We start from the raw sequence: 22,766 nt of genomic DNA on the forward strand, positions 1-22,766 counted from the left end.
GTTGCCTGAACCAAACTACAGTGCAGCGAGGGTCACTTGGAGGATTCCCTACACGTCCGGTAGGCACTCTATTTTGATGGCACTTTTGCCATGCCAGTATGTGACACTTAGCTAAGCGTCAAATTTACAAACCCACATAATTGCTTGATAATAAAAACTAAGTATGTCACGTTGCATTGTTAGCTGGGATGACTAATCAGCCTTAGAATAGACACTTTTGCTGTAGGTTGCATTACATTAAATGAACCCAGGTGGACAGGATATTACAGGTAAATAGAACATAATGAACATTGAATCCTTATCTAGATTAATCGAAGCTGCAGACGTGTCTGTATTTCGCTCCATCGCAACAATAATAATGCCCCTATTTAAGTTACCCAATGCCGATTACTGTGATGGCCCCTACGATGGTGGGCATGACTTTAAAATTGTAAATATGCCAAACGGAACTGAAGTTGGCATACAGATTTCGGTTGAGAAAAAATGGGAGCCGAAGCTGCGCAGTGATGCAAAAAAACTTAAGCATACCTCTGACGTTGATATTATGTACTTTTTTTCGTCTCGTCGGATCCCGGAAGGGTCATACAAAGAGGTGGAGGAGGATATCTTCACTGAACACGCTGTAACGGTCAGAAAATACGATTGTCAGGCAATTGCCAGTAGGCTAGTCAAGCATGATAAAGTATCGGAAGTGCTTGTTTTGTTTGGTATCAAGATTACAAAACCTGAACAGAAGTACCTGACACCAAAAAATGAAGCCGTATCTTCGTTGCTGTTGTTTGATCAAAAAACGAAGGATCTTCGTCAACGTTTCTTCCAATCCATTATTATGTCGACATTATCGCGCAAACCAAATGGATGTTCACGGGAACAGTTGATTGAAAGCGTGACTGAAAGCTTTAACCTGGAAGAAACGCAACAAATTCAGTTAAACGCAAACATTGACCGCTTACTTCAAAACTCGGAAATTGAGAGCCATCAAAAGGTGCTCATACTATCGAAAAGTGAGCAGGATAGATTTGCGGGATTGCAAAAGACCACTGAGCTTGAACTGGAGATGTTAAAGAGTGATTTTAAAGATAAGCTCTCAAACTTGAAAGTAACGTTAGATGCTAAAACTCAGGCATTATTGCTCGATAACTTCATTGAGCTGACTATCTACTTATCCGGGCAGAGCTATAATATTTATGATGCAGTGATAGAGGCAGACTCGTCTTACAAGTCCATCCGAGATATTATTTCGTCAAAATTCGGCCAACAAAACACTCATGAGATATTTAAAGAGCTGTCAAGCTTCTTTGCCGGAACAGACTTTGCTAAACACATCGCTTGCGCCAAACTTTACGATGCATTTTTGAATACAAACTCATCACACCTTATCAATGCATTAGGAGGAGTTGAAGCGCTTAATGTTTACATTGATGCTTCAGTATTTATTCCAATTATTTGTGGGCTACTGTTTGATAATGTTGGAGATCGTAATTCGTTATCTGGCGCTTCGTTACATAAGTTAATTACTAAGCATGAATTCAATGCCATTATTCCCCATGATTATATGGAAGAAGTAGCCAGTCACCTGATTGAAGCATGCAGAGATTATAAGCATATCGTTGAAAAGGGTATCGAATTGTCTCATTCAGGTAATGCTTTCATTAGTCATTATTCCAGGTATAGACGAAGCAGACCAGACATCACCTTTAGTGAGTATGTGAAACTATTTGGTGTTCGTCTGAACACGATTAGCTCCGATATGTCTGATTCTGCTTTTTATTTAATTAGGGACCGGGCCGTTCGGGAGCTGGAAAAGCTCGCATCAAAGTATTCTTTTAAAACAGAAAGATTCAAAGTTGAGTACCTTGAAAGTAAAATTGATGAGCTTAAACTTTTTGTCGAAGAGCAGGGCATCTCTCGGCCAGATGTACTTATCCGTCATGATGCCAAAGTCATTGAGTACCTAGCGGGTGGATACATTGAGTCAGGTATAGTTAAACTCTTATGCACGTGGGATAAAGTACATTCTTTGAAAAACCCGGAAGGTGCTGATGGTTACTATGTTATGCACCCCGTGGCAGTCATAGACTACCTGTCACTGGCGAAAGGAAATGGTGATGTTTCGGTTTCTCATCTACTCGACTTTGCCGCGATGCAAGAAGAGGCAGATTTAAAGCTGAGTTCACAGATATGGGATGTTATTGCAAAAGTTGATAATGATAATCTGGCAGACGCCGAACTGTTTGGCCAGGCCCGTGAATTCCAGGAGGCTTATATGAATAAACATGCCAATGATGAAAGTGTGGCCAATGAGCAGGTGGAAAAAGAGTGGATGGCTTGGAAGAAATAGTTTTGCTGTATATTGTATAGAGATGCAAAGTTAAATGTAGAGGTATCTAGTCTAGCAAGTGCAAATACACTCAGCCAAGTTTACCTATATTTTGAGGGGAATGTTGCTCTGATATAAATCCGGACGATTTGATTCTTCAAAGCTTCGCGTTTGAGGTAAAAATGAAATCAGTGCTCTTTGTAATTATTACGTTACTCGCTCCATCCATAGCTTACGCACAAGACTATTTCGGGGAGTGGATCGTAGGGACGATAGTTCACTCACACATTAGTAATTTATCATTAGATGAAGCCAAGACGTTTTTGGGTCAGGCTCTGTTGTATAATAAGTCAGAAGTGTCATTTGGCAGCGTAACCTGTAAAAACGTTATCTTCAATGAAGCGTTATTCAACGAACGTGAACTCTATAATTATCACAAGGCGTTTTTCTCAGATTTAGATATCAAAAACGGCTCAACAGTGTTGAATGTCGAGATCACTTGCAACGATACCACATGGTCCAGGTTTGGCGCTTTTGTAATCCATACTGATTCAAAAACCTTTGTCTCATATTCGGGCCACATCTATGCTCTGCAAAGAAAAAGTGCTAATTGGTAAGGCAGCCAAAGAAAGCAGGAAAACTCTGCTTAGTTTTTTACAAGTGTGGTATACAAAGTTTAGCAATGGTGATGAGGTACGCTCTTAAACCCCCCTTGTTTTTTAGGTGCTTTATTTATGAAAAAATTGTTTTTATATTTAACTCTGCTCTCAGTAATTTTCATATTATTATTGAAATCAATGTATTATTGGCCAGAAAGCAAGATTAAGCATTCTGCTTTTGTTTTTACTTATTCTGATCAATTTATTGAAGCTATGCGGGCCACAGAGGACGCAGGGTATGTCTCTATCCAGTGGCATGAAAAATCCCCACAGGGTGATGAAAGCTCAGTGGCTTGGGAAGCTGGAGAACCCAAATATAAAAAAGTGATTAAGCCAGACTTAAGCAAAATTATTGGGCCATATAGAGAAACCGGTTTACAATCACTTTGGCTTCAACACTATCAGGGGACCTGGTTAATTAGGAAAGCGTTTTCATACAAAGATGAAAACGGAACAGGTGAAGGCATTTATGCTTTTGGCACAGTAAACCCCAAAGATGTGTGCTTGCCAAACACCCAATGTGTGGACCACCTTTTTGGACAGTGGCATGTGATAAAGAATTAGCAAATTACATTCACCCAATCAAACACACCTTGTTTCAACATCAATTCAACAGACAAACTCTGGCCGGGCCTAGTTTTGATTATACTCGGATGGCACATTTAGCCTGATAGCAAAGCAGCGCGTATTCTGGGCGACACCCATCCTAAACTGGCGCACGGAACCTGCTGTCCAGCATTCAATACATAAAAGACATCGCATTCGTGGAAGTAAATTCGAACTGTTTCGCATTGGCAGTTCAGATGTACAGCCTGCCAAGACAAAGCTATTTTTGACAGGGAAATAAAGAGTTTGAAAATTGTTCTATCCTTAGTAACTGAAGATCAGTGTGGGGTAGTCTATGAAAAGCTCCTTAAAGGTGAAGCTGTTAGGTCCAATGTCCGCAATGTTAGCCATGTTTGCTATTGTTGTACTTGCAATGTTATTTACTTTGCATACGCTTGAATCTCAATTTGTTGAACTTAAAGACAAAAATATACATGCGGCCAATCAAGGGCGGTTGGCGTTGTCGCTGTTTAAAACTCAGGTTCAGGAGTGGAAAAATGTGCTGATACGTTCTAAATCAGTCGCAGAGCGAAATAAATATTGGCAGCGTTTTTTAAACTCAGAAAATGAAGTAAAAGGTGTGCTCGAAAGCATTGCACAATCGGAACGGCATTCGACAGCGCTTAAAACACTTATCGCCAAGATACGAAAAGACTATGGTGATGCCTCACAAAAATACAAAGCAGGCTATGATATTTTTCTGTCTTCCGGTTTAAACATAGAAACGGCTGATCAACACGTTAAAGGTATAGACAGAGCCCTAAGTGAATCACTGCAGGATCTTGTTCAAAAGATAGATGAAGGCGTGGATGCAGACTTTGCAAATTTACAGACGTTTTCATCTCGCACTAGCTATACAGTAAGTTTGATCAGTATGTTGACTGCGGTTGTTGGGGTTGCTTTTGTTTTATTATACATTCAAAAAGTAATTGTCAGGCCAATTGGCGATCTCAACGAAGTATTAAAAGCGATTGCGGAAGGGGATTACACAAAAAATATTTCGCACAATTCAAATGATGAGATAGGGGAGCTGGTCAAGAGTGCGCGATACATGCAGGAAAAGCTATCTGACAGTGTCGGGCTAATTAATTTAGTTAACCACGAAGTGAGTACCGCATTTGCTCAATTATCGGAAATCTCCGATGAAATTGGTAACAGCTCAGTTTCGCAAAGCAAAATCGTCGATAGCTTAAATCAAGCCACGGCACGTTTATCTACTATCGCCGAACAAAATAAAATGGACTCACAGCAAGCGTTCGATTCGTTTAAATCAACCAGCGAAGCGACAGCGCAATGCGCAGCTTCTCTGGACTTAGCAGACAGAGGGATGGGTGAGCTGGTTGGCGAGATGCAAGCAATTGCAGGTAATATTGAGCAGCTAGAAAGCCGCTCTTCTGAAATTGTTAATGTGTTACAAGTCATTCAAAATATAGCAGAGCAGACCAACTTACTGGCACTGAATGCGGCAATAGAAGCTGCCAGGGCAGGTGAGCAAGGAAGAGGGTTCGCGGTGGTAGCCGACGAGGTCAGGAGCCTTGCTACACGCACTCAAAATTCAACACTCGAAATAAAAGACATTATCGACGGCACTTTGCAAAGCTCTCAACGGGCAGTGAGCGCGATACAATCCGGTCTATCCAAAACAACGCAAACGGCTCAATCGGTGGCACAAGTGAGCAGTGTACTAAGCCAAACCTCAACGTCATTTGATAGTCTGATCACGGTGACTCACTCAGTGGATGACAATGCGGTGCAACAGCAAGATATTTCGCAAAGTATTGTTGAGGACGTCGCGCAAATGCTAGTGATTTCTGAAACGCTGGAAAAAATGGCACAAAGCGATGAGGTCTCTGTTGCAGTGAATAAAGCATCGGTTGATTTGCAATCTTTGGTTGAGCGACTGTCAACCAACAAAAGCGAGGTGAGTTTGTTTTAATAACTGGTGAATTCAGCGTCAAGCTGAAGAGGTCGTTTGCGTGCCTGAATTGGTGCGAAGGCATCCGTGCCTTGTTTACGTTCTGACTTCCTGGAACTTAGTGAGAATTGCAATCAGAGTAGAAAAGGGAGATCAAAACTCTTTGAACCAGGATAAAGTGTAGTAGCGTCCTCTCGGGTTTGGCCCGCGGTCATAGCCTCGTGCGACATCCAAAAATGGTGGCTCTTCACCAAATGGGTTTTGTACAGTGAGATTAAATCGTCCATATTGCTGTGCGTCATAGCCAACCGTTAGCGTTTTCAAGTCGTAAGACGGCGACCAGTCCAGAGCAAAGTCTCTGGCTGTTCTGTATTGGTCTTTTTCTGGCACGTTTGTTAAATCAAGCACATCGTCTTCATCCGAATTAAATGCTTTACTACCGTACGCCATTGTGAAAGAAGAATTCCAGTTTCCTTTATTCCAAAATATGCCAAATGATTGCTTTGTCTCTAAATTATTATATCGACCAATATAGGGAGTCCATTTGTCATCACCTAAGTACTGGTTATCACCTTGAGTGATTTCTGCTAATGAGTAGGTTATTTGAAAGCGGCCTATTTGTGTGTCTGGAAAAGTGTAGTTTAAATCTAGATCATGGCCTTGGGATCTCGTTTTACCGATGTTAATGACGATACTTTTATAATGTTCAAGTACATGAGTTGTTGGGTTTCGTTGAATTAGATCGGCAAATAACTCTCCATTGGTGCGCGCATTTTCACGCAGCATTACCCTGGTTAAACGCTCTGGCGCATTTTCAATGTCTACTTCCCAGAAATCTAATGTGGCAGTAAAGCCTTTAAGGTATTCAGGGGTCCATACAAAGCCTAAGTTAGTGGATGTAGACGTTTCCGGGCTAAGGTTCTCATTGCCGCCCATTTCAAATGACCACTGGTAGGGCTCTGCTTCAGCCACTTTTGCACCAAAGCTTTTACACAATGCCAGTTGCTCCCAGCCTGTATTACTACATGGATCGGAAGAGTTGGAGTACCAACGATCTGTGAATACTTCTTTGCCACGATATAAATCAAATAAAGTTGGTGCTCGAAAACCTTCAGAGTAATTAGCTCGAACCATGAGTTGTTCTATTGGTTTCCAGTAGATATTAACAGAGGGCGTACTTGATGACCCCGAATCACTATAATTAGAGTAGCGAACCGCTAGCTCAACACTTAAATGCTTCGCCAAATAAGCGTCTTCAGCGATTGGAATGCTGGTTTCTATATATGCTTCCTTGATTTTACGTTTTGGCGGAACATTGCTGTCTTCCTGACTAAGATTACCGACTAATTTATATTTTCCTCTCACATCATCGAATTGATTGCTGGCTTCTTCTGTGCGGTACTCGACCCCGACTGCCATTTGAATAGTACCTGCAGGTAAGCTGAAAACGTCTCCTACCGCACTTAGATTAAAAGTGTTAGTCGTGGCCTTGTGCTTACTCCAAATACCTTCAACCATAATTGCATCTAGCAAATCGCTATTAAGTTGCTCAAGGTCGACAAAAGGGTTGAGTGGTGAGCAATTATTTTCAGCAAGGCAAACCTCGGGACCGCTTAGACTATCTTGTAACAAAGTCCTATTCAGTGCTTCAGGATAAGTTGTTTTCGCTTCATAGCGGCTATGTACAAGATCTGTTGACCAGGTCCAATTTTCAGATAGTTCGCCATTGAGCCCAAGGCGTACATGAAACGGCGTTGTATCCGTTGTTGTGTTCCGTTTATTGAGGTTAGTCAACCGACGGTTCAAACGTACATCGCGGCCGAATGGATTGTATTCATTATCTTTACTTACAAACAGGCCAGACACTACCGCTGCAGCCTCTTGCGCGTAGTTTTCTTTGTCGGCGTAAAGTAATTGAGCGGTACCTTCAAGTGTATCTGTAAAATTGTAATAGGTGTTTAGCAGTATGCTGTATTCGGTTCTTTCGGATGCGTCTAGCGTTTCACTTTGAAAGTTATAGCCATGTGCTTCTTTATATTTTTTCTCGGCTTCTTCTTGCGCTATTTCTTCTAATTCCCAGCAGGCTTGCCCGACTTGTCCACGATAAGTTGCAGAGAACGGAGAAAAGTCATCTACGCTACTGCCATTTGTGCCATTATTTCTGTGCATCATGTGGTAGGTTGCTGTGGCGGTGTCTGCATCGCAATCTGCATAAGTCGCATTGCCATCAGGCCCATAAATACTTAGCCAGTTGGTACCTTCAAAAATGCCATTAACTTTGTGTGAACTTCTATCGGGGTAGTAGAAACTTCGCGAGCCTCTGTTGTATGTTCCTATTTTCTTAGCTTCCACTCCTAATGTAACTCCACCTTTGTTAAAGCTGGTGCCGCCGACAAAGCTAAAAGTGTGAGTTGGGGCATCATTGTATTCGCTGATCCCGGTCGAGACATTCAGCTTGATACCCTCAAAGTCTTTTAGTAACTGGTAGTTAACTACCCCCGCAATGGCATCCGAGCCATAAATTGCAGATGCTGACCCTTTTTTAATATCAACCCGTTTTAGCATAGTCGTGGGGATGATTGAAATGTCCACTGAACCATCAGTATCAGCCGCCATTCTGACGCCATCAAGCAAGTTTAAGGTTCGAGCATACCCTAAACCGCGTAATTGAATTTTTTGTCGACCATCATTATTTCTTGCATCGGCTCCAAAGTTTTCATCAATAGAAACCTGGTGGCCATTCATTGCTGGTAAACGTGTGAAAATATCGGTAATGGAAGTTAACCCGCTTAGCGCAATGTCTTCACTCGTCACGGTAGTAATTGGTAAAGAAGAAGTTAGTTCGGGACGGATCAATCGAGAACCTGTTACCGCAACAATCTCAATCTCATTGTCTTCATTTTTGTTATCTGATTCATTTATCTTTTCGGCAGAGAAACCAGAGTTTGGCATCAAAACTAGGGCTGTCGTGATGGCAATATGCACAGGCGATAAAGTGTAAGTCATAAGAGTACCTTGATGGTTTATTGTTATTATTAACAGGGCAAGTGAATAACCGAAATACATCAATAAGTTATATAAGCCACTCTACGGAGCAGTGTAGCGAGAGCAACAAACTGGGCAATTGAAAAAAAGTCAACTTGTCAAAGATTGTTTTGGAATATAGTATTCTAGTTCGTGTTTCGATGGTTCTATTGATCTATAAACAGAAATTTTTAGCTACTTTTTATTAACTATTTCATTGCATTGGTTGTGGTCTAATTTATTTCAGTAGTTTGTGCGGAAATGTTTTAAAGTTGCATTAATTGCATTGGAAATTTGTTTGAAGTAAATATACCGGTTAATTTTGTGTTTCTGGCGTTTGTTTTTTGTGTTAAGGGTGTACTCGGCTTTGATGTGGTAGTTCGACTCCATGTAGGTCAAAAAGCTTAAATTCAGGAAGTAGTGTATGGTCATATTCAACAAGCAAAATTATTTGAATGATGCCATATTGAACCTAATAGTGTAGATGCCCACCCGTAGCTTACATGTTTTGATGAAGGGTGAGTTTAGCGCCAGCTGACGGATCACGTCTTTATGCGTATCGCAGAGTGCTTGTTGCTGGTACGATGAGTTGTTACCCTCAAGGGCAATAATCATAACGACAGGCAACATCATGCAGGAATTTTTCGAGAAGTTTGAAATTAAGACCAAAATTAACGTGGTATGGGGTGAAATGGATGCGCTGGGGCATGTGAACAATGTGTCTTACTTTCGTTACTTCGAAACCGCAAGAATCGACTTTTTACAACAAACAGGGCTGCTTTCGGTCTTATCAGAGCCCACCCATAGCCCTGTATTGCGCGATACGTATGCGCAATACAAACGACCGGTTACTTTTCCGGATACCCTCTATATTGGCTCGTATATTACCGACATCAAAGAAGATCGTTTCACCATGCGTTATGAAGCGTTTAGTGAGTCACAGCAGGCCATATGTACAACAGGATATGCGAATGTGGTGATGTTTAATATGAAAACAGGGCAAAAGTCACCAATACCAGAGAATATGTTGTCGATACTTAAGCAATACGAGATGGATTGTGACCAATAGGGGCAAGTAACTTTTTCTGTAAATGCACAAACACGCTGCGCCAGTTGTCTCAGACATGAGTGAAAGTGAGTCAAACTTTGGGCATAGGCGTGCCCAAAGTCTGCCATTTACGGTATGATTTTGGTATCAATAAGTTAGCAACGCTATCAATGCCAAAATTGACCGCGAAACAAAACATAACAGCGATAGTGACGGCGATTAAAGCAGAAGAGAAATCGCTCAGAGCGCGTTATCCTATACTTGAAAAGCAAAATGGCATAGCGCTGGTTATTCTGTTGTTGTCATTATGTGCCTTCACCGGGGTTGCTGCGCTTTATTATTTTGCTGCTATTCCCGCGTGGTTGTGCATTCTCTTGGTAGCCTTTATTACTTCCATTACACATGAACTTGAGCATGACCTGATCCACAAGCTGTACTTTAGTAAACGTCCGCTTATACATAACTTCATGATGTTAGTCGTGTGGCTGATGCGACCAAACACTGTGAACCCCTGGTATCGCAAAAAAATTCATTTACACCATCACAAAGTGTCTGGCACCTCACAAGACCTAGAAGAGCGCTTAGTGGGTAATGGCATTAAATCTCCTTTTTTAAGAGCGGTCATAATCATAGACGGTCTGCTAGGCTTATTGATTAGTTCAAAGCGCTTTAGTAGGGAAATTCGCGATTTCAGGTTTTTTCAGGTCTTCAATGCCGGTTTTCCCATTGCGACGGCATACTTTGCGATTTTATACGGTGTAATCGCTTTTCATGTGCTGCAATTTTTTCATCCATTTGAACTATCTAAGTGGGGAGTTGAGCTACTGGCGGTTGCAGAGTTCCTGATGGTGGTTTTGATTGTGCCAAATATTATCCGCTCGACGTCTCTCAACTTGATCACATCTTCAATGCATTATTATGGTGGCGTCAGCAATGTACTCGAGCAAACACATGTGATCACCAGTCGCTGGTTTTTACCGTTTCAGCTCTTTTGTTTTGATTTTGGCCGTACACACACCATTCATCACTTTGTGCCGAATCAGCCCTTTTATATTCGCCAGCTGATTAGTAAAAAAATACGCCCTGTTATGGCTCAGCATGGCGTCCGTTTTGACGACTTACACAGCCTGAAGCATGCGAATCATTACCCGCCAGAAGAGAAAATATAAAACACAAGGGCCAGGCCTTGTTTTTGAAGCTGGCCTCTGCGCTGTCGCCAGTATCAAACTGAAAGGCTTACAAACATGGTGATTAGATGTCCGGCTAAAATGTTGGGGAAACAAGGAAACTTCAATGCAAAAAATTAAAGTTATGGTATTAGTAATTATTACTCTCATCTCAGGTCTTGCTAAAAGCTCAAGTAGAGAGCTATCACCGGAAGAAAAAGCTTATCTAGATATTAAACAGTTGGCTGAAGCCGTTGAGTTTTACCATCGTGAATTCGGTAGTTATCCAACTAATGAACAAGGTTTAGGTGTGTTGGCTCAGGAAGTGTTTATTAGTAAAAGCTGCCCTTGTAAAAAAGGAAAACTTATCAATGACCTACCTGAAGACCCTTGGGGCAGGGACTATTTATACCTATCACCCGGTAAAAATAACCCGGAAGGATTTGATATATGGGCATATGGTAAAGATGGACTGCCTGGCGGTACTGGTACTAACAGGGGGTGCGGAAACTGGGGGGAATTTGAATGTGGGCTAAAAGAACAACATGGTTTCCAGGAGTTTTTTCTTTTGTTGTTATTAACAGGCTTCGGAGTAGGTCTTCCACCTTATATTGCCGGTGTATTTCTGGCTTACAGAAAAGGAAATTCAATCGAAAAATCAATGTTCGGCTTCCACTTGGGAGTGCTTTGTTATTTTGTTTTAGTGGTATTTTTGCTTGCTGCTGCTTCTGTTATCCTTTAAATACAGTGGTGTAAGTGGAATAAAGACACCCAATTGAACCGTGTTTTTCGAAGGGCGCTAGTTTCAAGTTGAAAGACCTTCAAGTTTGGAGATTGGATATCCGAGCAAAGTTGCACCCAGCGTAATCAGTTCTTTTCCCATTTAGATTACAGCCAACCTTAAGTGACTGATATTGGAAGACCAAGCTTTGAAGTGGATGTCCAAACAAAGCTTTGTACCTGATTGCATGTCATAACAGGTGTAGTTAGAGTAGTTCTAACAGGTGGTTATCATCCCTTTTAGGGGTCGGGGTTGTCGTGGCGATTAATGCTCCTTTGAGCACTGTCAAAAATAGAAAAATGAAAACGGTTTTTGAACATACACAAATAAGCGTGTTGGTGATCCCACAAATTTTGTATGCCATGAAAGATGCGGAAGTGCTTGGTCATTACCGAAATTCAGCCATTGTTTACAAGAACCTGGCGCAGGATTTGGTAGATATTGAGTTTTATACCAACACCCAGGAGGCACCCAGGAGGGACACCCAGTGTTATTTGTCCTGTTTTGTTTGTGGTTTACAAGCTTTGGCGTGGGTGTCTCAAATGTACATCAAATGTACACTAATTCGTAACCTTAATGCACTGTAATCGGGAGATCATTCACCACTAACGATTGACCGTTTTTCTGCGCACGGTGAAAACTGGATATCAAAACGTCGTTCGATAAGCTTTTAATGTCTTCAACTTCTTCCACCATACAAAACATAATGGATTCCCACCCTAGGTCCTTAATAAAGGTCTTAAGCTGATGCATATTGTCCTGATAGTTTTCATCGGTTGTTAAGAGGCCAATGGAGTGTTTATTGCCGAGTTTGTACTTCCCTGTATTAGAGGTTGAACATTTCGCATATCCGCTTAACACATAAACTGTATTGGTACTTTTATTCATGTTGGTGACATTCTCTGGTTTGACTTTGATCCATTTATGCATTTTTCGAACCAGGCTTTGCAGTATGCTGATGTCGCTTTTCTATGCCTTGAAAGTAGAGGGTAAAAAATCACTGCCTGATGACATCTGTGGTTGATGACACGATAGGTGTCAATTTTCTGTTAGTATTGCTGGGAACAAATATTAGACACTTGGCGTTACTAGCACCTGTTTTAGCAGCGGTGAAATGGAGCCTGAAAATACATGCTTCAAATAATGGCTTAAAGTTGCAGCGAGCGGCTCCCGCCAACGCGTGAGCGTTGACTAACCGGAACTGCCAACGCAAAGGGGCATAAACGTGCAGGGGTTACTTAATCAGGTTTTTAGCTTGCGTGATACTCATACCAAATGTAGAGCGAAAAGTGCGACTAAGATGCGCGCTGTCAGAAAACCCTGCCATGTAGGCTGCGTCTGTTGCGGACTTACCTGTTACGAGTGCTTGTAGCGCACAAATCAATCTTCGCCACAACAGAAAAGGGCGCCACGCAATACCAACCTGATCTTTGAAGATGTGCAGAAATCGACTTTCAGACAGATTAAGGGTTTGTGCGACGTCGGCTGCACGCCAGTGCTCTGGCTTTATACAGTCTTCCACAAAACAGGCATCCAGGTTTTTAAGTAACCTCTGAATACGTTCATCAGTGACTGAGCTGTGATTACAGTTCAGTAAAGTCTGCTTAATTGACATTACTCGGAAGATTGGCGCAACAAGCTGAAAAGCGCTTTCTTTGTCAAAAGGGGGATGCGCCTTTTCGTCAGCGTTAAGTTCAAAGGAAACCATAGGCTGACCTTGTAATTTTGCTTCTAACTGCTCTCCTAACAGGCTGTGTGGTTCCACTAATAAGATCCATCCTTTAGACATCTTAAGGCAATGACTCTGTTTAGACGCGATAACGACCAAGCCCTGGAGCGCCTCTCCATTTAATTCAGACGATGAGTCACAACATGGCCATACTAGCTGTATAGCAACATGCTGGTGATAGTTGGCATCTAACTGTGAGCCGTAAATGAGCACAAGGCCTGTGTCTATCCATACATTGGAGGTTATCACACCAATCGTCTCCGGGTTTGTTTTTGCATTTCTTGGGCGCTGGAGGGGCTGGTAATGCCCCAGCAATACACATTAATTGTATCGTAATTTTTAGGTAAATGGCTGTCTACATGCCTGACACAGCATCATATTCGCTTGGCTGGCCCTGCGCCTTCCCAAGCTGAATCGTATGGTGTTTTTACTGACGCAGCATTGTGTACTAAGCGCGTTAGATGCCAGGTGGAGCTATTTCAAGTATTCTGCCAGATCGGCTGGAATTGGCATTGGCTTAATAGGGCTCACATTGGTGCCACCCGTATTGCCTTTTGGCACCCAAATTTTGGAGAAGATAACAGAAGCAATGATCCGGGCTGTTTGCCCCAGCACCTCCTTCACGCTACCGGTTTTGTATCCTAGTTTGAGCATCCACCAGTGCGACTGGGTGTGAGGAATAATAAAGGATTGCCCCAGAATGTGTGCTCTTTCTAAGTGATAGAAGCTCTTACTGTATTGAGCTTTTTCATACTGCGCTTTAGCGGCGGTCATTTCCTTTTGAAATGCCAGTGTTAGTTTCTGATTCATAGTACTGTACCTCATCGTTTGGGTTGAGTATCGACCTTTTACATGGCCATTCTAATCGCTGAGGAGCTGGATGAATTGAATAAACTGGCTACTGTTGTGCTTATGTTAGTTGACAAAAGTGCCTGGCTTGAACGCATGCCGTTTATGGAGAGCTGGCACAGACGGGCAAGCGTAGCGTGTCTGACGATGGCAACTGGCTGCTACTAGCTCGCTTTTTAATCTATAGTTAGGAATAGGAAAGCTATTGCCGTTTATTATTGCAGCTAAATGCTGACTAATCTTTGATATATCAAATGAATAAAATGACTGCGTTGAGATTCAGAAGTGTACGTCTAAGTATCAGTTTCCTGTGTGTGGCCTGTTGTATTCTACCGGCCACCGGTTACACATCTGAAAACAACAATCAGCATTCAATTGAGCAGAGCATCGATGACGTTGCACGCACATACCATGCGTCTCTGTTGTACATTTTTAGCCAACAAAAATTGATTAATTCAACACAAGGAAATAAATCTAGACTATTTGGCTCTGCACTTACAGACAATGTAAAAGAGACCTACAGAGCCCTGTTTGCACAGGATTTTCCCAGCCGCGAGGATAAGTACATCAACTTATTGCTAAAGCACATGGTATTAGTTATGGAAGATAACCGCACACTTCTCTTAGATGAGCATATAAGCTACAAAGGGTTTATTCCCGCTATTTTTGCTTTTCAGCTATCCACTAAATTTCGCGAACGGGGCTATGGTATTAATATAAAGTTTACCAATGTGCGGAGTCGGATCAGAAACACCCTGAGCGCTCCTGATCAGTGGGAACAGCAAGCCCTGAACACACTAGTGAAAGACCAAAACAGCATAATCCTGGACAGTAAAGCCAGCTACCAGGGGCAGCCGGCGGTTCGCTATATGCGGCCAGTGAGGATGACGCCCTTATGCCTTAATTGCCATGGTCGACCAAAAGATAACCCTGTCAACAACGGGTTAGAAGAAAGCCAATGGCAGACAAAAGACAGAACGGGTTTTTATATGGAAGGATGGAAACTGGGCGAGTTAGGCGGAGGGATCAGTGTTGTGATCTACGGCGAAAATGTGGCCGGATATGACGAAAGTAACTAGTTTAGTTATCGTGCTGGGACTATTACTTGCTAGTCAAAGTACCGTTGCGGATAAGCTAAGGATAGGCTTGCTTGAATACCCGCCTCATGTTTCTTTTTTGCAAAAACAAGCCACTGGTTCAATGCCGCGTTACTTAAAGAGCATGTATCGAGATGACTTTAGTAAAGTAGAATTTATATTGTTACCAAATAAAAGAGGGCTGAGAGAGCTATCTCGCGGTCATATAGACATATTGTTTCCATATCTTGAGCAGGGAGATCAACTCCCCGTTGCCGGGAAAGCAATTTTTAATGTTGTACCGGGCCTGTGTTTTAAAAAAGATAAATACATTCCATTTTTAAGTGCCCCCGGAGTTTTAGATGGATTAGTTATTGGCGTGCCGACCAATTTACCACTTGTTCCCACATTTGATCGTTCCTCTGTTACTTTAGAAGTGATCCAAGGCAATGATGCGTTAAACAGGGGAATACAATTACTGTTAAAAGGCCGGTTAGACGGTTTCTATCACCCCAGCCCCGTCAATGTCTATCATCATAGTAACCCACTGTCCAAGTCCATTGCTTGCTCACTATTTTACGGTTTTTCTAGCCCTGTCTCTTTGGGGATGAGCCCATTGCTCTCAAGCGAAGTAAAACAAAAAATTACGGAGGCTTATACAAAACAGTTGAACAAGCAGCTCTATGAATTTTTCATGCTGGATGAAGTAACCAAAGCGAACTAAATCAGATGTGTAAGTTTGTCACCCTTGCATAAGTTCGATGTGAGCGCTTACTTTTGTTGGTGGTTCATACTGCACTCTGGCATCACCTTAAAACGTCTCGTTGCTCATATCTCACATCGGAAAAGCGTTGGCGAACTTAAGCCAGTTGTCTGTAATCATCATGTAATAGCCCCTCCATCCGGGCACGAATAAGCTAAAGAAGGTGGTGTGAAGGTAGTCAAAGGCTGAGTGACGAGCATGCACAGGGAACCTTGCAATGCAGGTCCGCAGCTAGGGTTTTAAATACGGCATAACTCTTTGACTCGAATCGTCACAAGGGTTCTATAAAAGCGGGTCTATGTTGAATGACATATTTGCAATTTTAAGTCACTGAATGAGCTTTGTTAGTAGTTGAGAGGTTGGCAAATTATCTAAACATTTTTAAGGAATTAAAATGAATCAGCGTTACCAACTGCGATTAAGAGTCTTACTGTTGTGTGGTTTATGTGTGTTTTTGAGTGCATATTTTAAAGAAAGTGTAGCTCTTGATTACACAATTGGTCCGGCAAAAATAAAGTCGTTTAATAAAATACTGGCAGACTACTGTGATACGTCGTTTTTTGGCACTGTATATGTCACCTCAGATAAGGATGTTGTATTTGAGGCGAATTGTGGGCCAAGAAATATCTCTAGCTACACGGAATTTCAAAAAGTTGCGAAGGATCAAAATATTGATGCAAAGTATCAGTTTGGTTTAAATACATCAGACTCCAAATACCGGATTGGCTCAAATACCAAAGAGTTTACGGCGGCTTTATTGCAAAAAACGCTTTCTCAGGAAAAGCTTGAAACAACGAGCATTGGTGATTATTTATCTTGGTTCCCTAACAATGCATGTAAGGATGTGACGCTTCACAACTTGTTGACCATGTCGTCAGGCATAGACAACTATAGCGATAACCCAGAAGTATTTTTGAACTGGGGACTTCGGCCTTACCCGGGAGAACCTGGTTTAAATTTGAATGGGCCTGAGGCGTTCAGTTATCGTTTTTGCACCTGCCAAAAACAAGGGGGCATCCCCAGGTTTACACCCGGTACGGAGTTTGAGTATAGCAACTGCAATTATTATCTTATTGGTAATATTGTTGAGCAGCTCGAAGCTAAAAAGCAAGGTTACATTCATTCCGAGTATTACTTTGGCAATATCTTGAAGCAGAAGATACTAGACAAACTGTACGTGGATGACAAATGGAACATGGAAGATAGCGGAACATTTAATGCAGTTGGTGTCTATGAAAACATGACGACTGGCTATGTTTATAAAGGCAATCAATTCTTGCCTATCGCTGCAGGCCGTTTACCTGTCACTGACGGGCCCGAGCCTTATGAAAATATCTTAGAAAGCCCTTATAGCAACCCAATGGTGCTCTATTCTGCGGGCAACATGTATTCCACTGTTAAGGATATGCATCGCTGGGATCAGAGTTTGTATGGTGATTTGATTCTAAATTTTCAGCAAAAAAAAATTGCGTTCACACCTTACCAAAAAGCTGAGAGTGAAGCTCGGGATGGCAACAAGCTTCGGGGCAAAAAAAATGATCGTACATTTCAGTGCGAGTACTTTGGCTATGGCTGGTTCGTTAATTACGTCCCTAAACATCACAGAAAGAAAATTCATTGCCCAGAGACGCCAATTTCACCTGATGAGATGGAAAAACTGGCAGGATATGAGAAGTTTGTAAGTTATTCAGGCAATTATCCCTATTCCTGGGTGACGAGTTTTTCAAGATTGCTGGAGCGCAAACAAGCCGTAATGGTATTTAGTAATTATAATAAAACAGGCTATGAGACGGATTGTGTAGCCCAGGAGATCCGTAATGTTATTTTTTATAATAAGGGGTATCGCTCTGAGCACTGTAAAGACGTTTTGAATAATCAAGAGCAAAAACAACTCTTTGAGTGGTACTAAGCCAGGAAATTCAGTGACGAAAAATTTAGAAAACATTACCAAGGAATACAGATAAGAAGCGGAATACCTTTCATCGGGTGAGGTGCACAAAGCAATGTGCGTGTTTTTGAGTACTCTGTGGCCGAGTCCGCTTCTTTTTTGTGACGGCCTGTTTCTTTTGATTCATTTGTTTTTGTGCTGGTTTCATTGAAAAGCACCTATTTTGTTAATGTCTATTAGCTGCTCTGAGCATTAGATAGGAACTCTGTGGCTGTAATCCTAGTGTAATGGTTCATTTCTTTGACTTTGAATAGGCTAGGGAAGTGAGACAAATATACCAAGCCTGGATCAAACCCTGATTTTCTTTTGCTCAATGGAGACTCTACTATGAGCCATTGCTGCTTCAAGGGTTTACAGGCGACGAACAAGTTAAATAATAATTAAAGGGTAACCTTATGAATAAAAATGAATTGTACAAGCACATTTTAGAGTCGGTATTAACAGCTGTAAGTGATGAAGCCCCGCAATTGTTAGAACCATTGAAAACAGCTTTGGACGCTCAAAAGGCGTCATTTCAGCAGATCCAACAAGCCTATTTGAATGGCGAGATAGACGCAATTCAAATGCAAGAAGAACTTGAAAGAGAAAGTGCAGTCCTCGAGGCTGAGCTTGTTCCATTAGAAATCTGCGCCGAGGCGACGATTCAAAAAGTGATTCAAAAAGTCATTGACGCAGCAACGTCGAGCTTAACATCAGCTGCGGGGAACTAGTTTAGGTAACTCAGGTGATGAAAAGTGAAGCAGGGAGCGTACTGCATAAAGTTAACACTGATTGCCGATAAAGAAACACTATCCGATGCGAATACCCACTTTGAAACTGTCACAGCTGAATGAATACCTGAACCGCCATGCCGAACCAAGTTCGGTATGGCAGATAGTTAACCCGCTTAAGCGAGGAAAAAACGTTACTTAATAATCTTCTGACTCGTCATCAGACGAATCATGTGCTCTTCTGACGGCTGGTTTTGCCAGAATTTCAACATAGAAAGAGGTGAGGTTTTCTTCCTGTGTCTTGTCAATCAGCTTATTTAATTGTGATACGTGTACAGGTTCTGCTTCTGCTTCTGTGTTACCAAATTTACAGTCAAAGTCCCAATAATCTGCACCTATTGGTAACGTCTTGTTGCGCTCGCGCTTAAGGTACTTTTTAAGCTCATGTTTTACGGCGTCAACGCGTCTTGCTAGTTTGATTTTAGGGTGAGTTAGTTCAAATGTTTTTTTCATAATTGCCTTCAAGCAAGAGAAACTCAATTGGCAAACAAGCTTGCCTGAGCAGGTAATGTGTATTTATTAAGCGTAAAGCTTATATGTGGATAAATACAGAAATGGAATACACCATTTTACGTTATATTCAGCGAGCTGGCGAGAGAGAATAGAGGCCAGCTCATCTGTTTCACATTGCTTTTAAAGCCGGTGCCTTTAGTTGATTAAGTGCTTTGGCCTTTCATCACGAGTGTAGGCTTCATGAAGTGTTGCGGCATGACTATACCATACATTGGTGAGGCGCTTACCTTGGATAAAAAGGTAAGCGCCTCACTCGTTGCGGCTCATGTGTGAAAGCTGCTACCATTCGCGAAGCAGAATAATCAGCTCCTGCCAAATGCTCCGTCCCTCAATTGCATCTTGTTTTAGTTGTGCCAAATCACCCGCAGAATAGACTCCTCCCTGCTTTAACACAAATAACGGATTATCGTAGGCTACAACGGACTCTATCGGGTTTTGTACTGTCACAACCAGATCGGCAGCAAAGCCGGTTTTGACTTGGCCGTAATGTTCGCTTATGCCCAGAGCTTTTGCTGAATTCATTGTGGCAGCCCGGACGACGTCGACAGGTTTGATACCCGACTCCTGCATTAGCCTCATTTCGGTTAAGGTGGCAAGCCCATGGGGCGACATCAACACACCCGCATCGGACCCCACCAGCAATTCAATACCTGCCGCGTCTAAGCGGGCCGTGATATGTTGCAGGAAGGCCAGCGTCTTTCGGTTGTGTGCTGCCATCTTATCACTGCTGTTCAGCCATCTGTTAACCTGATCATGCTTAGCCAGCATGGTTACCACGGGTGAGATATACCCCGAAGGCTGGCTGTCTAAAAAGTCCTGTTTATGTGTACTGAGTTCAGTCAATTGCCAGTAAATATTCAGCGTCGGGGTGACTGGAACATTGAGCTGCTTTAGTGATTGAACTGCTTGCGATAGCTTTGCCTCGTCCTGGGTGTGAGACAGCAGCCCCTGGTATATATCTTCAACATGCTCCATAGACTGCAACCCCGCCAACTTGTTCCAAGTCATGCCTTTTGAGGGATGAGGGCCATGTTTTGCAACGGCGATTGACTGATTGCCTGCCTCATCTATCAGAGCCTCCAGTACCGGGGCGGATAAATTGCCATAGGCTTTAATTAAGTCGTAGCCTGCCTGCTTTGCGGCTTTAACTTCACGCCTTGCTTCTTCCGGTGTATGTACCAGGTGGTGAAATGCGCCATGCTCAAACCCGGAGATAATAGGACTGCTCACTGTTATGGTGCTGCCAACGCGTTGCCCTGCCGCGATTTCATCGCGCCAGTTAATATGCTCTTTTATTCCATGCATAACGCGCACGTGGGTGACGCCATGGGCAAGTGATAACGCAAAAGCTGCGGGGTCATAGGCATGTACATGCATATCAATCAGCCCGGGTGAAACATACCCGCCTTTAGCATCAATGATATGCGCATAGTGCGTAGTATGTGGTTTGTCTGCCGGGTAAATGGCTGTGATTTTGCCACCCTGAACCTCCAGCTGGCTTAATTCAGAGAGTGTGCGGTTTGCCACATCAATAATATAGACGTTTTTAATCAGGGTGTGTTGTTGGGTATATTTATCGGGTTGAATGACTGTTTCACAACCGAATAATGCAATACTAAGTAGTAGTATCAAAAGGTTACTATGAACTTTTAATAGCTGGCTTATCGGCTTTTTCGACATGAAAGGCTCCTGAAATCTCCGGGTGTTGCGATTACCCAGATACTAAAGGAGCTCATGCTCAAAAACGCCTGATATCCTGATTTCAGGAGTCTGGGATCAGGATACTGTACTTATGACGAGCGTGTTTTTCGATACTGGCTTGGTGTTTGCCCTTCTAGTTTTTTAAAGGCCTGGTTAAAGGTGGCTTTGGAGCTAAACCCGGCTGCAAGTGCAATGTCTAGCAAAGTGTCGTTTGAGCCATCCTTAAGCTTTTGTTTTATATGCTTAACTCTTAGTTCATTGATGTAATCGTTATACGATTTACCGGCAACCAGATTAATGGCACGGGAAATGTCACGGCTTTGCAAGCCCGAAAGTGCGCTTAACTGTTGTAAGGTCAGACGGGTCTGACAAAACCACTGATTTGATTGAATTTGTTCATCCAGGTGAGAAAAAATAGCCTGGTATTCCGAGCATTGTTCTTTCGGCTGTGTGGCAGGGTTATTGTCTTCCACAACGCAGAGGGTATGTTTTAAGGTCGAGAGCTTTGCTAATTTGTCCCGGTGGTAATTAAAGCCCCAAATTAACCCCATAATAATCAACAGGGATGAGAGGGTCGTAAAGGCAAAGCCAAGCATATTTAAGTGTGCGCCCAGCGCAACCTGAAAGTTCAGGCGAACGAGATCAAGGGCGTTTAATACCGAAGAAACACCAATCAGCCACACAAGCCATTGGAGCGAAAATTCATCTGAATCTGACCGAACTTGAGCCAAATGGCGGCTGAATCTCCACAGTAAATGAATCGTTAGCAGTGCATAGGCCAGTCGCCATATTGTTCCCAGTGCGATCACTTCCTGCCAGTAGGCAGTGAAAGGCAGTGCAGCCAGCATCGGCAAAAAATGCGCCACGTCCACAAAGGTAAGTTTTCCGCCAATGACCTGTTTGGCAGCCAGGTATATGGCCGGCCCGAATCCGATCACAAATATCGGTGTGACTAAATAACCAGAATGTTGCGACAAAGACTCAAGTAAATTGAAGCCGCTGGCAACGGCGACTAAGGTCAAAAAGACGCAAACGCCTCGAAAAGCAGGGTATATCATCAATATCAGGATGCCCATAAGCGCAACTGTCAGGGTGCCCGCATGTGCCAGATTCGTCAGTGTTACAATATCCATATATGCCTTAAAGCAGCGCTTTCTCCAGCATGTTTAGCTAAACACTAAGCGGTTATTGGTATCCCGGCTCGTCAGTATCTGGCCTGCATCAAACCCGTTTGAGCGTTTCGCCATACGGTCATACAGTAAAACATTCACCGTGGCCGCCAGGTTCATGCAGCCGGTCGTAGGCACATATACAACGGCGTCGGCGGCATCCACAATCTCTTGTGGCAGGCTGCCATCCTCAGGGCCAAATACGTATAACGCGTTGTCGGGGTGTACAAATTGCGGCAGCGGTGTTGCGCCTTCCACCAGCTCTACACACACCAGTGCACGGCCGGGTACTTTTAAACTGATGAGGTCATCAACCTGCTGGATGGGGATATTGTCGGCGATGTTTTTGGTGTCGGTATGATATTTAGCGGCTTTTGCGTAGCGGTTACCATTAAAATAAACCGCCTGGGCATCATAGCAACCCGCAGCTCTTAATACGCCACCCACATTGGTTGGTGATTTAGGGTTGACCAATCCAATCGCGGCAAACGACTCATTCATACTTTTTTACTCTCACATACCGGCAGCAAGGCTACCCAAAACGCTTAACACAGGCAGCGATGCTGCCAAAATATCTTATTAGCGATTGTATCATGCGGGTAATTTTGTGCCAGCCAGACAAGAGCGCGAGTGTCATGCCTGGCTGGTCATTATGCTGCGCAAGCATCACCTTCAGCGGACAGCATGGCTGCAGCCTGCTAACAGAGCTTAGGTTATTAATTAAATGGG

21 protein-coding genes are annotated in these 22,766 nt (G+C 42.8%); 13 read left to right on the forward strand and 8 right to left on the reverse strand.

The window, feature by feature from the left end:
* The first annotated feature begins 283 nt into the window (after window positions 1-283).
* From AT705_RS17495 to AT705_RS17510, 4 genes are all read left to right on the forward strand, one after another.
* Window positions 284-2,341, forward strand: a complete 2,058-nt coding sequence (locus AT705_RS17495; RefSeq protein ID WP_058797550.1) for a hypothetical protein — start codon at window positions 284-286, stop codon at window positions 2,339-2,341.
* A 161-nt stretch (window positions 2,342-2,502) separates the two neighbouring features.
* Window positions 2,503-2,937, forward strand: a complete 435-nt coding sequence (locus AT705_RS17500) for a hypothetical protein (RefSeq protein WP_058797551.1) — start codon at window positions 2,503-2,505, stop codon at window positions 2,935-2,937.
* Window positions 2,938-3,054: 117 nt separating this feature from the next.
* Window positions 3,055-3,543 (forward strand): hypothetical protein, encoded by a 489-nt coding sequence (locus AT705_RS17505; protein ID WP_058797552.1) that lies wholly within the window; start codon window positions 3,055-3,057, stop codon window positions 3,541-3,543.
* 337 nt (window positions 3,544-3,880) lie between these two features.
* Window positions 3,881-5,521: a methyl-accepting chemotaxis protein gene (locus tag AT705_RS17510; protein WP_058797553.1), complete on the forward strand. Its 1,641-nt coding sequence runs from the start codon at window positions 3,881-3,883 to the stop codon at window positions 5,519-5,521.
* 132 nt (window positions 5,522-5,653) lie between these two features.
* On the opposite strand, the gene AT705_RS17515 is transcribed toward AT705_RS17510, so the two are convergent.
* The gene (locus AT705_RS17515) at window positions 5,654-8,506 is read right to left on the reverse strand and encodes a TonB-dependent receptor plug domain-containing protein (protein WP_058797554.1); all 2,853 of its coding nucleotides are present in this window, start codon (window positions 8,504-8,506) and stop codon (window positions 5,654-5,656) included.
* A gap of 649 nt (window positions 8,507-9,155) precedes the next feature.
* Here AT705_RS17515 and AT705_RS17525 point away from each other — a divergent pair.
* From AT705_RS17525 to AT705_RS17540, 4 genes are all read left to right on the forward strand, one after another.
* Complete coding sequence (locus AT705_RS17525; protein WP_058797556.1) at window positions 9,156-9,593, forward strand: acyl-CoA thioesterase; 438 nt, start codon at window positions 9,156-9,158, stop codon at window positions 9,591-9,593.
* 149 nt (window positions 9,594-9,742) lie between these two features.
* On the forward strand, window positions 9,743-10,741 hold the full coding sequence (locus tag AT705_RS17530) for a fatty acid desaturase (RefSeq protein WP_058797557.1): 999 nt from the start codon (window positions 9,743-9,745) through the stop codon (window positions 10,739-10,741).
* A gap of 124 nt (window positions 10,742-10,865) precedes the next feature.
* A complete protein-coding gene (locus tag AT705_RS17535) occupies window positions 10,866-11,480 on the forward strand; it encodes a type II secretion system protein GspG (protein ID WP_058797558.1) in 615 nt (204 codons plus the stop codon).
* Between the two features lie 338 nt (window positions 11,481-11,818).
* The gene (locus AT705_RS17540; protein ID WP_157576834.1) at window positions 11,819-12,106 is read left to right on the forward strand and encodes a hypothetical protein; all 288 of its coding nucleotides are present in this window, start codon (window positions 11,819-11,821) and stop codon (window positions 12,104-12,106) included.
* Here AT705_RS17540 and AT705_RS17545 read toward each other — a convergent pair.
* From AT705_RS17545 to AT705_RS17555, 3 genes are all read right to left on the reverse strand, one after another.
* Entirely contained in the window at window positions 12,093-12,407 is a 315-nt protein-coding gene (locus tag AT705_RS17545; protein WP_058798044.1) for a hypothetical protein, read from the reverse strand. The two genes, AT705_RS17540 and AT705_RS17545, sit on opposite strands and share 14 nt — an antisense overlap.
* A gap of 346 nt (window positions 12,408-12,753) precedes the next feature.
* Window positions 12,754-13,497, reverse strand: coding sequence for a helix-turn-helix domain-containing protein (locus tag AT705_RS17550; protein WP_058797560.1), 744 nt, complete (start codon window positions 13,495-13,497; stop codon window positions 12,754-12,756).
* A 225-nt stretch (window positions 13,498-13,722) separates the two neighbouring features.
* Complete coding sequence (locus AT705_RS17555) at window positions 13,723-14,058, reverse strand: DUF3703 domain-containing protein (RefSeq protein WP_058797561.1); 336 nt, start codon at window positions 14,056-14,058, stop codon at window positions 13,723-13,725.
* A 42-nt stretch (window positions 14,059-14,100) separates the two neighbouring features.
* Between AT705_RS17555 and AT705_RS25335 the strand changes: the two genes are divergently transcribed.
* From AT705_RS25335 to AT705_RS17575, 5 genes are all read left to right on the forward strand, one after another.
* On the forward strand, window positions 14,101-14,265 hold the full coding sequence (locus AT705_RS25335) for a hypothetical protein (protein WP_157576836.1): 165 nt from the start codon (window positions 14,101-14,103) through the stop codon (window positions 14,263-14,265).
* A 95-nt stretch (window positions 14,266-14,360) separates the two neighbouring features.
* Window positions 14,361-15,176, forward strand: a complete 816-nt coding sequence (locus AT705_RS17560; protein WP_167551995.1) for a Tll0287-like domain-containing protein — start codon at window positions 14,361-14,363, stop codon at window positions 15,174-15,176.
* On the forward strand, window positions 15,160-15,897 hold the full coding sequence (locus AT705_RS17565) for a hypothetical protein (RefSeq protein WP_157576838.1): 738 nt from the start codon (window positions 15,160-15,162) through the stop codon (window positions 15,895-15,897). Before AT705_RS17560 ends, AT705_RS17565 begins: the two co-directional genes overlap by 17 nt.
* Window positions 15,898-16,330: 433 nt before the next feature.
* Window positions 16,331-17,845: a serine hydrolase domain-containing protein gene (locus AT705_RS17570; protein ID WP_058797564.1), complete on the forward strand. Its 1,515-nt coding sequence runs from the start codon at window positions 16,331-16,333 to the stop codon at window positions 17,843-17,845.
* A 434-nt stretch (window positions 17,846-18,279) separates the two neighbouring features.
* Window positions 18,280-18,594, forward strand: coding sequence for a hypothetical protein (locus AT705_RS17575; protein ID WP_058797565.1), 315 nt, complete (start codon window positions 18,280-18,282; stop codon window positions 18,592-18,594).
* A gap of 198 nt (window positions 18,595-18,792) precedes the next feature.
* Here AT705_RS17575 and AT705_RS17580 read toward each other — a convergent pair whose 3' ends face one another.
* From AT705_RS17580 to AT705_RS17595, 4 genes are all read right to left on the reverse strand, one after another.
* Entirely contained in the window at window positions 18,793-19,107 is a 315-nt protein-coding gene (locus tag AT705_RS17580; RefSeq protein WP_058797566.1) for a DUF6172 family protein, read from the reverse strand.
* Window positions 19,108-19,446: 339 nt separating this feature from the next.
* Window positions 19,447-20,847, reverse strand: a complete 1,401-nt coding sequence (locus AT705_RS17585) for an amidohydrolase family protein (protein ID WP_058797567.1) — start codon at window positions 20,845-20,847, stop codon at window positions 19,447-19,449.
* Window positions 20,848-20,957: 110 nt separating this feature from the next.
* The gene (locus AT705_RS17590; RefSeq protein WP_058797568.1) at window positions 20,958-22,001 is read right to left on the reverse strand and encodes an AraC family transcriptional regulator; all 1,044 of its coding nucleotides are present in this window, start codon (window positions 21,999-22,001) and stop codon (window positions 20,958-20,960) included.
* Window positions 22,002-22,034: 33 nt separating this feature from the next.
* Window positions 22,035-22,538 (reverse strand): RNA methyltransferase, encoded by a 504-nt coding sequence (locus tag AT705_RS17595; RefSeq protein ID WP_058797569.1) that lies wholly within the window; start codon window positions 22,536-22,538, stop codon window positions 22,035-22,037.
* Window positions 22,539-22,766: the final 228 nt, after the last annotated feature.

The sequence above is a fragment of the Pseudoalteromonas rubra genome (assembly GCF_001482385.1).
Lineage (GTDB): Bacteria > Pseudomonadota > Gammaproteobacteria > Enterobacterales > Alteromonadaceae > Pseudoalteromonas > Pseudoalteromonas ardens.

Coding starts and splice junctions, on each gene's coding strand:
- AT705_RS17595 (WP_058797569.1), bottom strand. CDS start 22,538: ATGAATGAGTCGTTTGCCGCGATTGGATTGGTCAACCCTAAATCACCA.
- AT705_RS17525 (WP_058797556.1), top strand. CDS start 9,156: ATGCAGGAATTTTTCGAGAAGTTTGAAATTAAGACCAAAATTAACGTG.
- AT705_RS17590 (WP_058797568.1), bottom strand. CDS start 22,001: ATGGATATTGTAACACTGACGAATCTGGCACATGCGGGCACCCTGACA.
- AT705_RS17495 (WP_058797550.1), top strand. CDS start 284: ATGAACATTGAATCCTTATCTAGATTAATCGAAGCTGCAGACGTGTCT.
- AT705_RS17535 (WP_058797558.1), top strand. CDS start 10,866: ATGCAAAAAATTAAAGTTATGGTATTAGTAATTATTACTCTCATCTCA.
- AT705_RS25335 (WP_157576836.1), top strand. CDS start 14,101: ATGGCCATTCTAATCGCTGAGGAGCTGGATGAATTGAATAAACTGGCT.
- AT705_RS17555 (WP_058797561.1), bottom strand. CDS start 14,058: ATGAATCAGAAACTAACACTGGCATTTCAAAAGGAAATGACCGCCGCT.
- AT705_RS17505 (WP_058797552.1), top strand. CDS start 3,055: ATGAAAAAATTGTTTTTATATTTAACTCTGCTCTCAGTAATTTTCATA.
- AT705_RS17545 (WP_058798044.1), bottom strand. CDS start 12,407: ATGAATAAAAGTACCAATACAGTTTATGTGTTAAGCGGATATGCGAAA.
- AT705_RS17540 (WP_157576834.1), top strand. CDS start 11,819: ATGAAAACGGTTTTTGAACATACACAAATAAGCGTGTTGGTGATCCCA.
- AT705_RS17570 (WP_058797564.1), top strand. CDS start 16,331: ATGAATCAGCGTTACCAACTGCGATTAAGAGTCTTACTGTTGTGTGGT.
- AT705_RS17530 (WP_058797557.1), top strand. CDS start 9,743: ATGCCAAAATTGACCGCGAAACAAAACATAACAGCGATAGTGACGGCG.
- AT705_RS17565 (WP_157576838.1), top strand. CDS start 15,160: ATGACGAAAGTAACTAGTTTAGTTATCGTGCTGGGACTATTACTTGCT.
- AT705_RS17515 (WP_058797554.1), bottom strand. CDS start 8,506: ATGACTTACACTTTATCGCCTGTGCATATTGCCATCACGACAGCCCTA.
- AT705_RS17510 (WP_058797553.1), top strand. CDS start 3,881: ATGAAAAGCTCCTTAAAGGTGAAGCTGTTAGGTCCAATGTCCGCAATG.
- AT705_RS17585 (WP_058797567.1), bottom strand. CDS start 20,847: ATGTCGAAAAAGCCGATAAGCCAGCTATTAAAAGTTCATAGTAACCTT.
- AT705_RS17580 (WP_058797566.1), bottom strand. CDS start 19,107: ATGAAAAAAACATTTGAACTAACTCACCCTAAAATCAAACTAGCAAGA.
- AT705_RS17575 (WP_058797565.1), top strand. CDS start 18,280: ATGAATAAAAATGAATTGTACAAGCACATTTTAGAGTCGGTATTAACA.
- AT705_RS17500 (WP_058797551.1), top strand. CDS start 2,503: ATGAAATCAGTGCTCTTTGTAATTATTACGTTACTCGCTCCATCCATA.
- AT705_RS17560 (WP_167551995.1), top strand. CDS start 14,361: ATGACTGCGTTGAGATTCAGAAGTGTACGTCTAAGTATCAGTTTCCTG.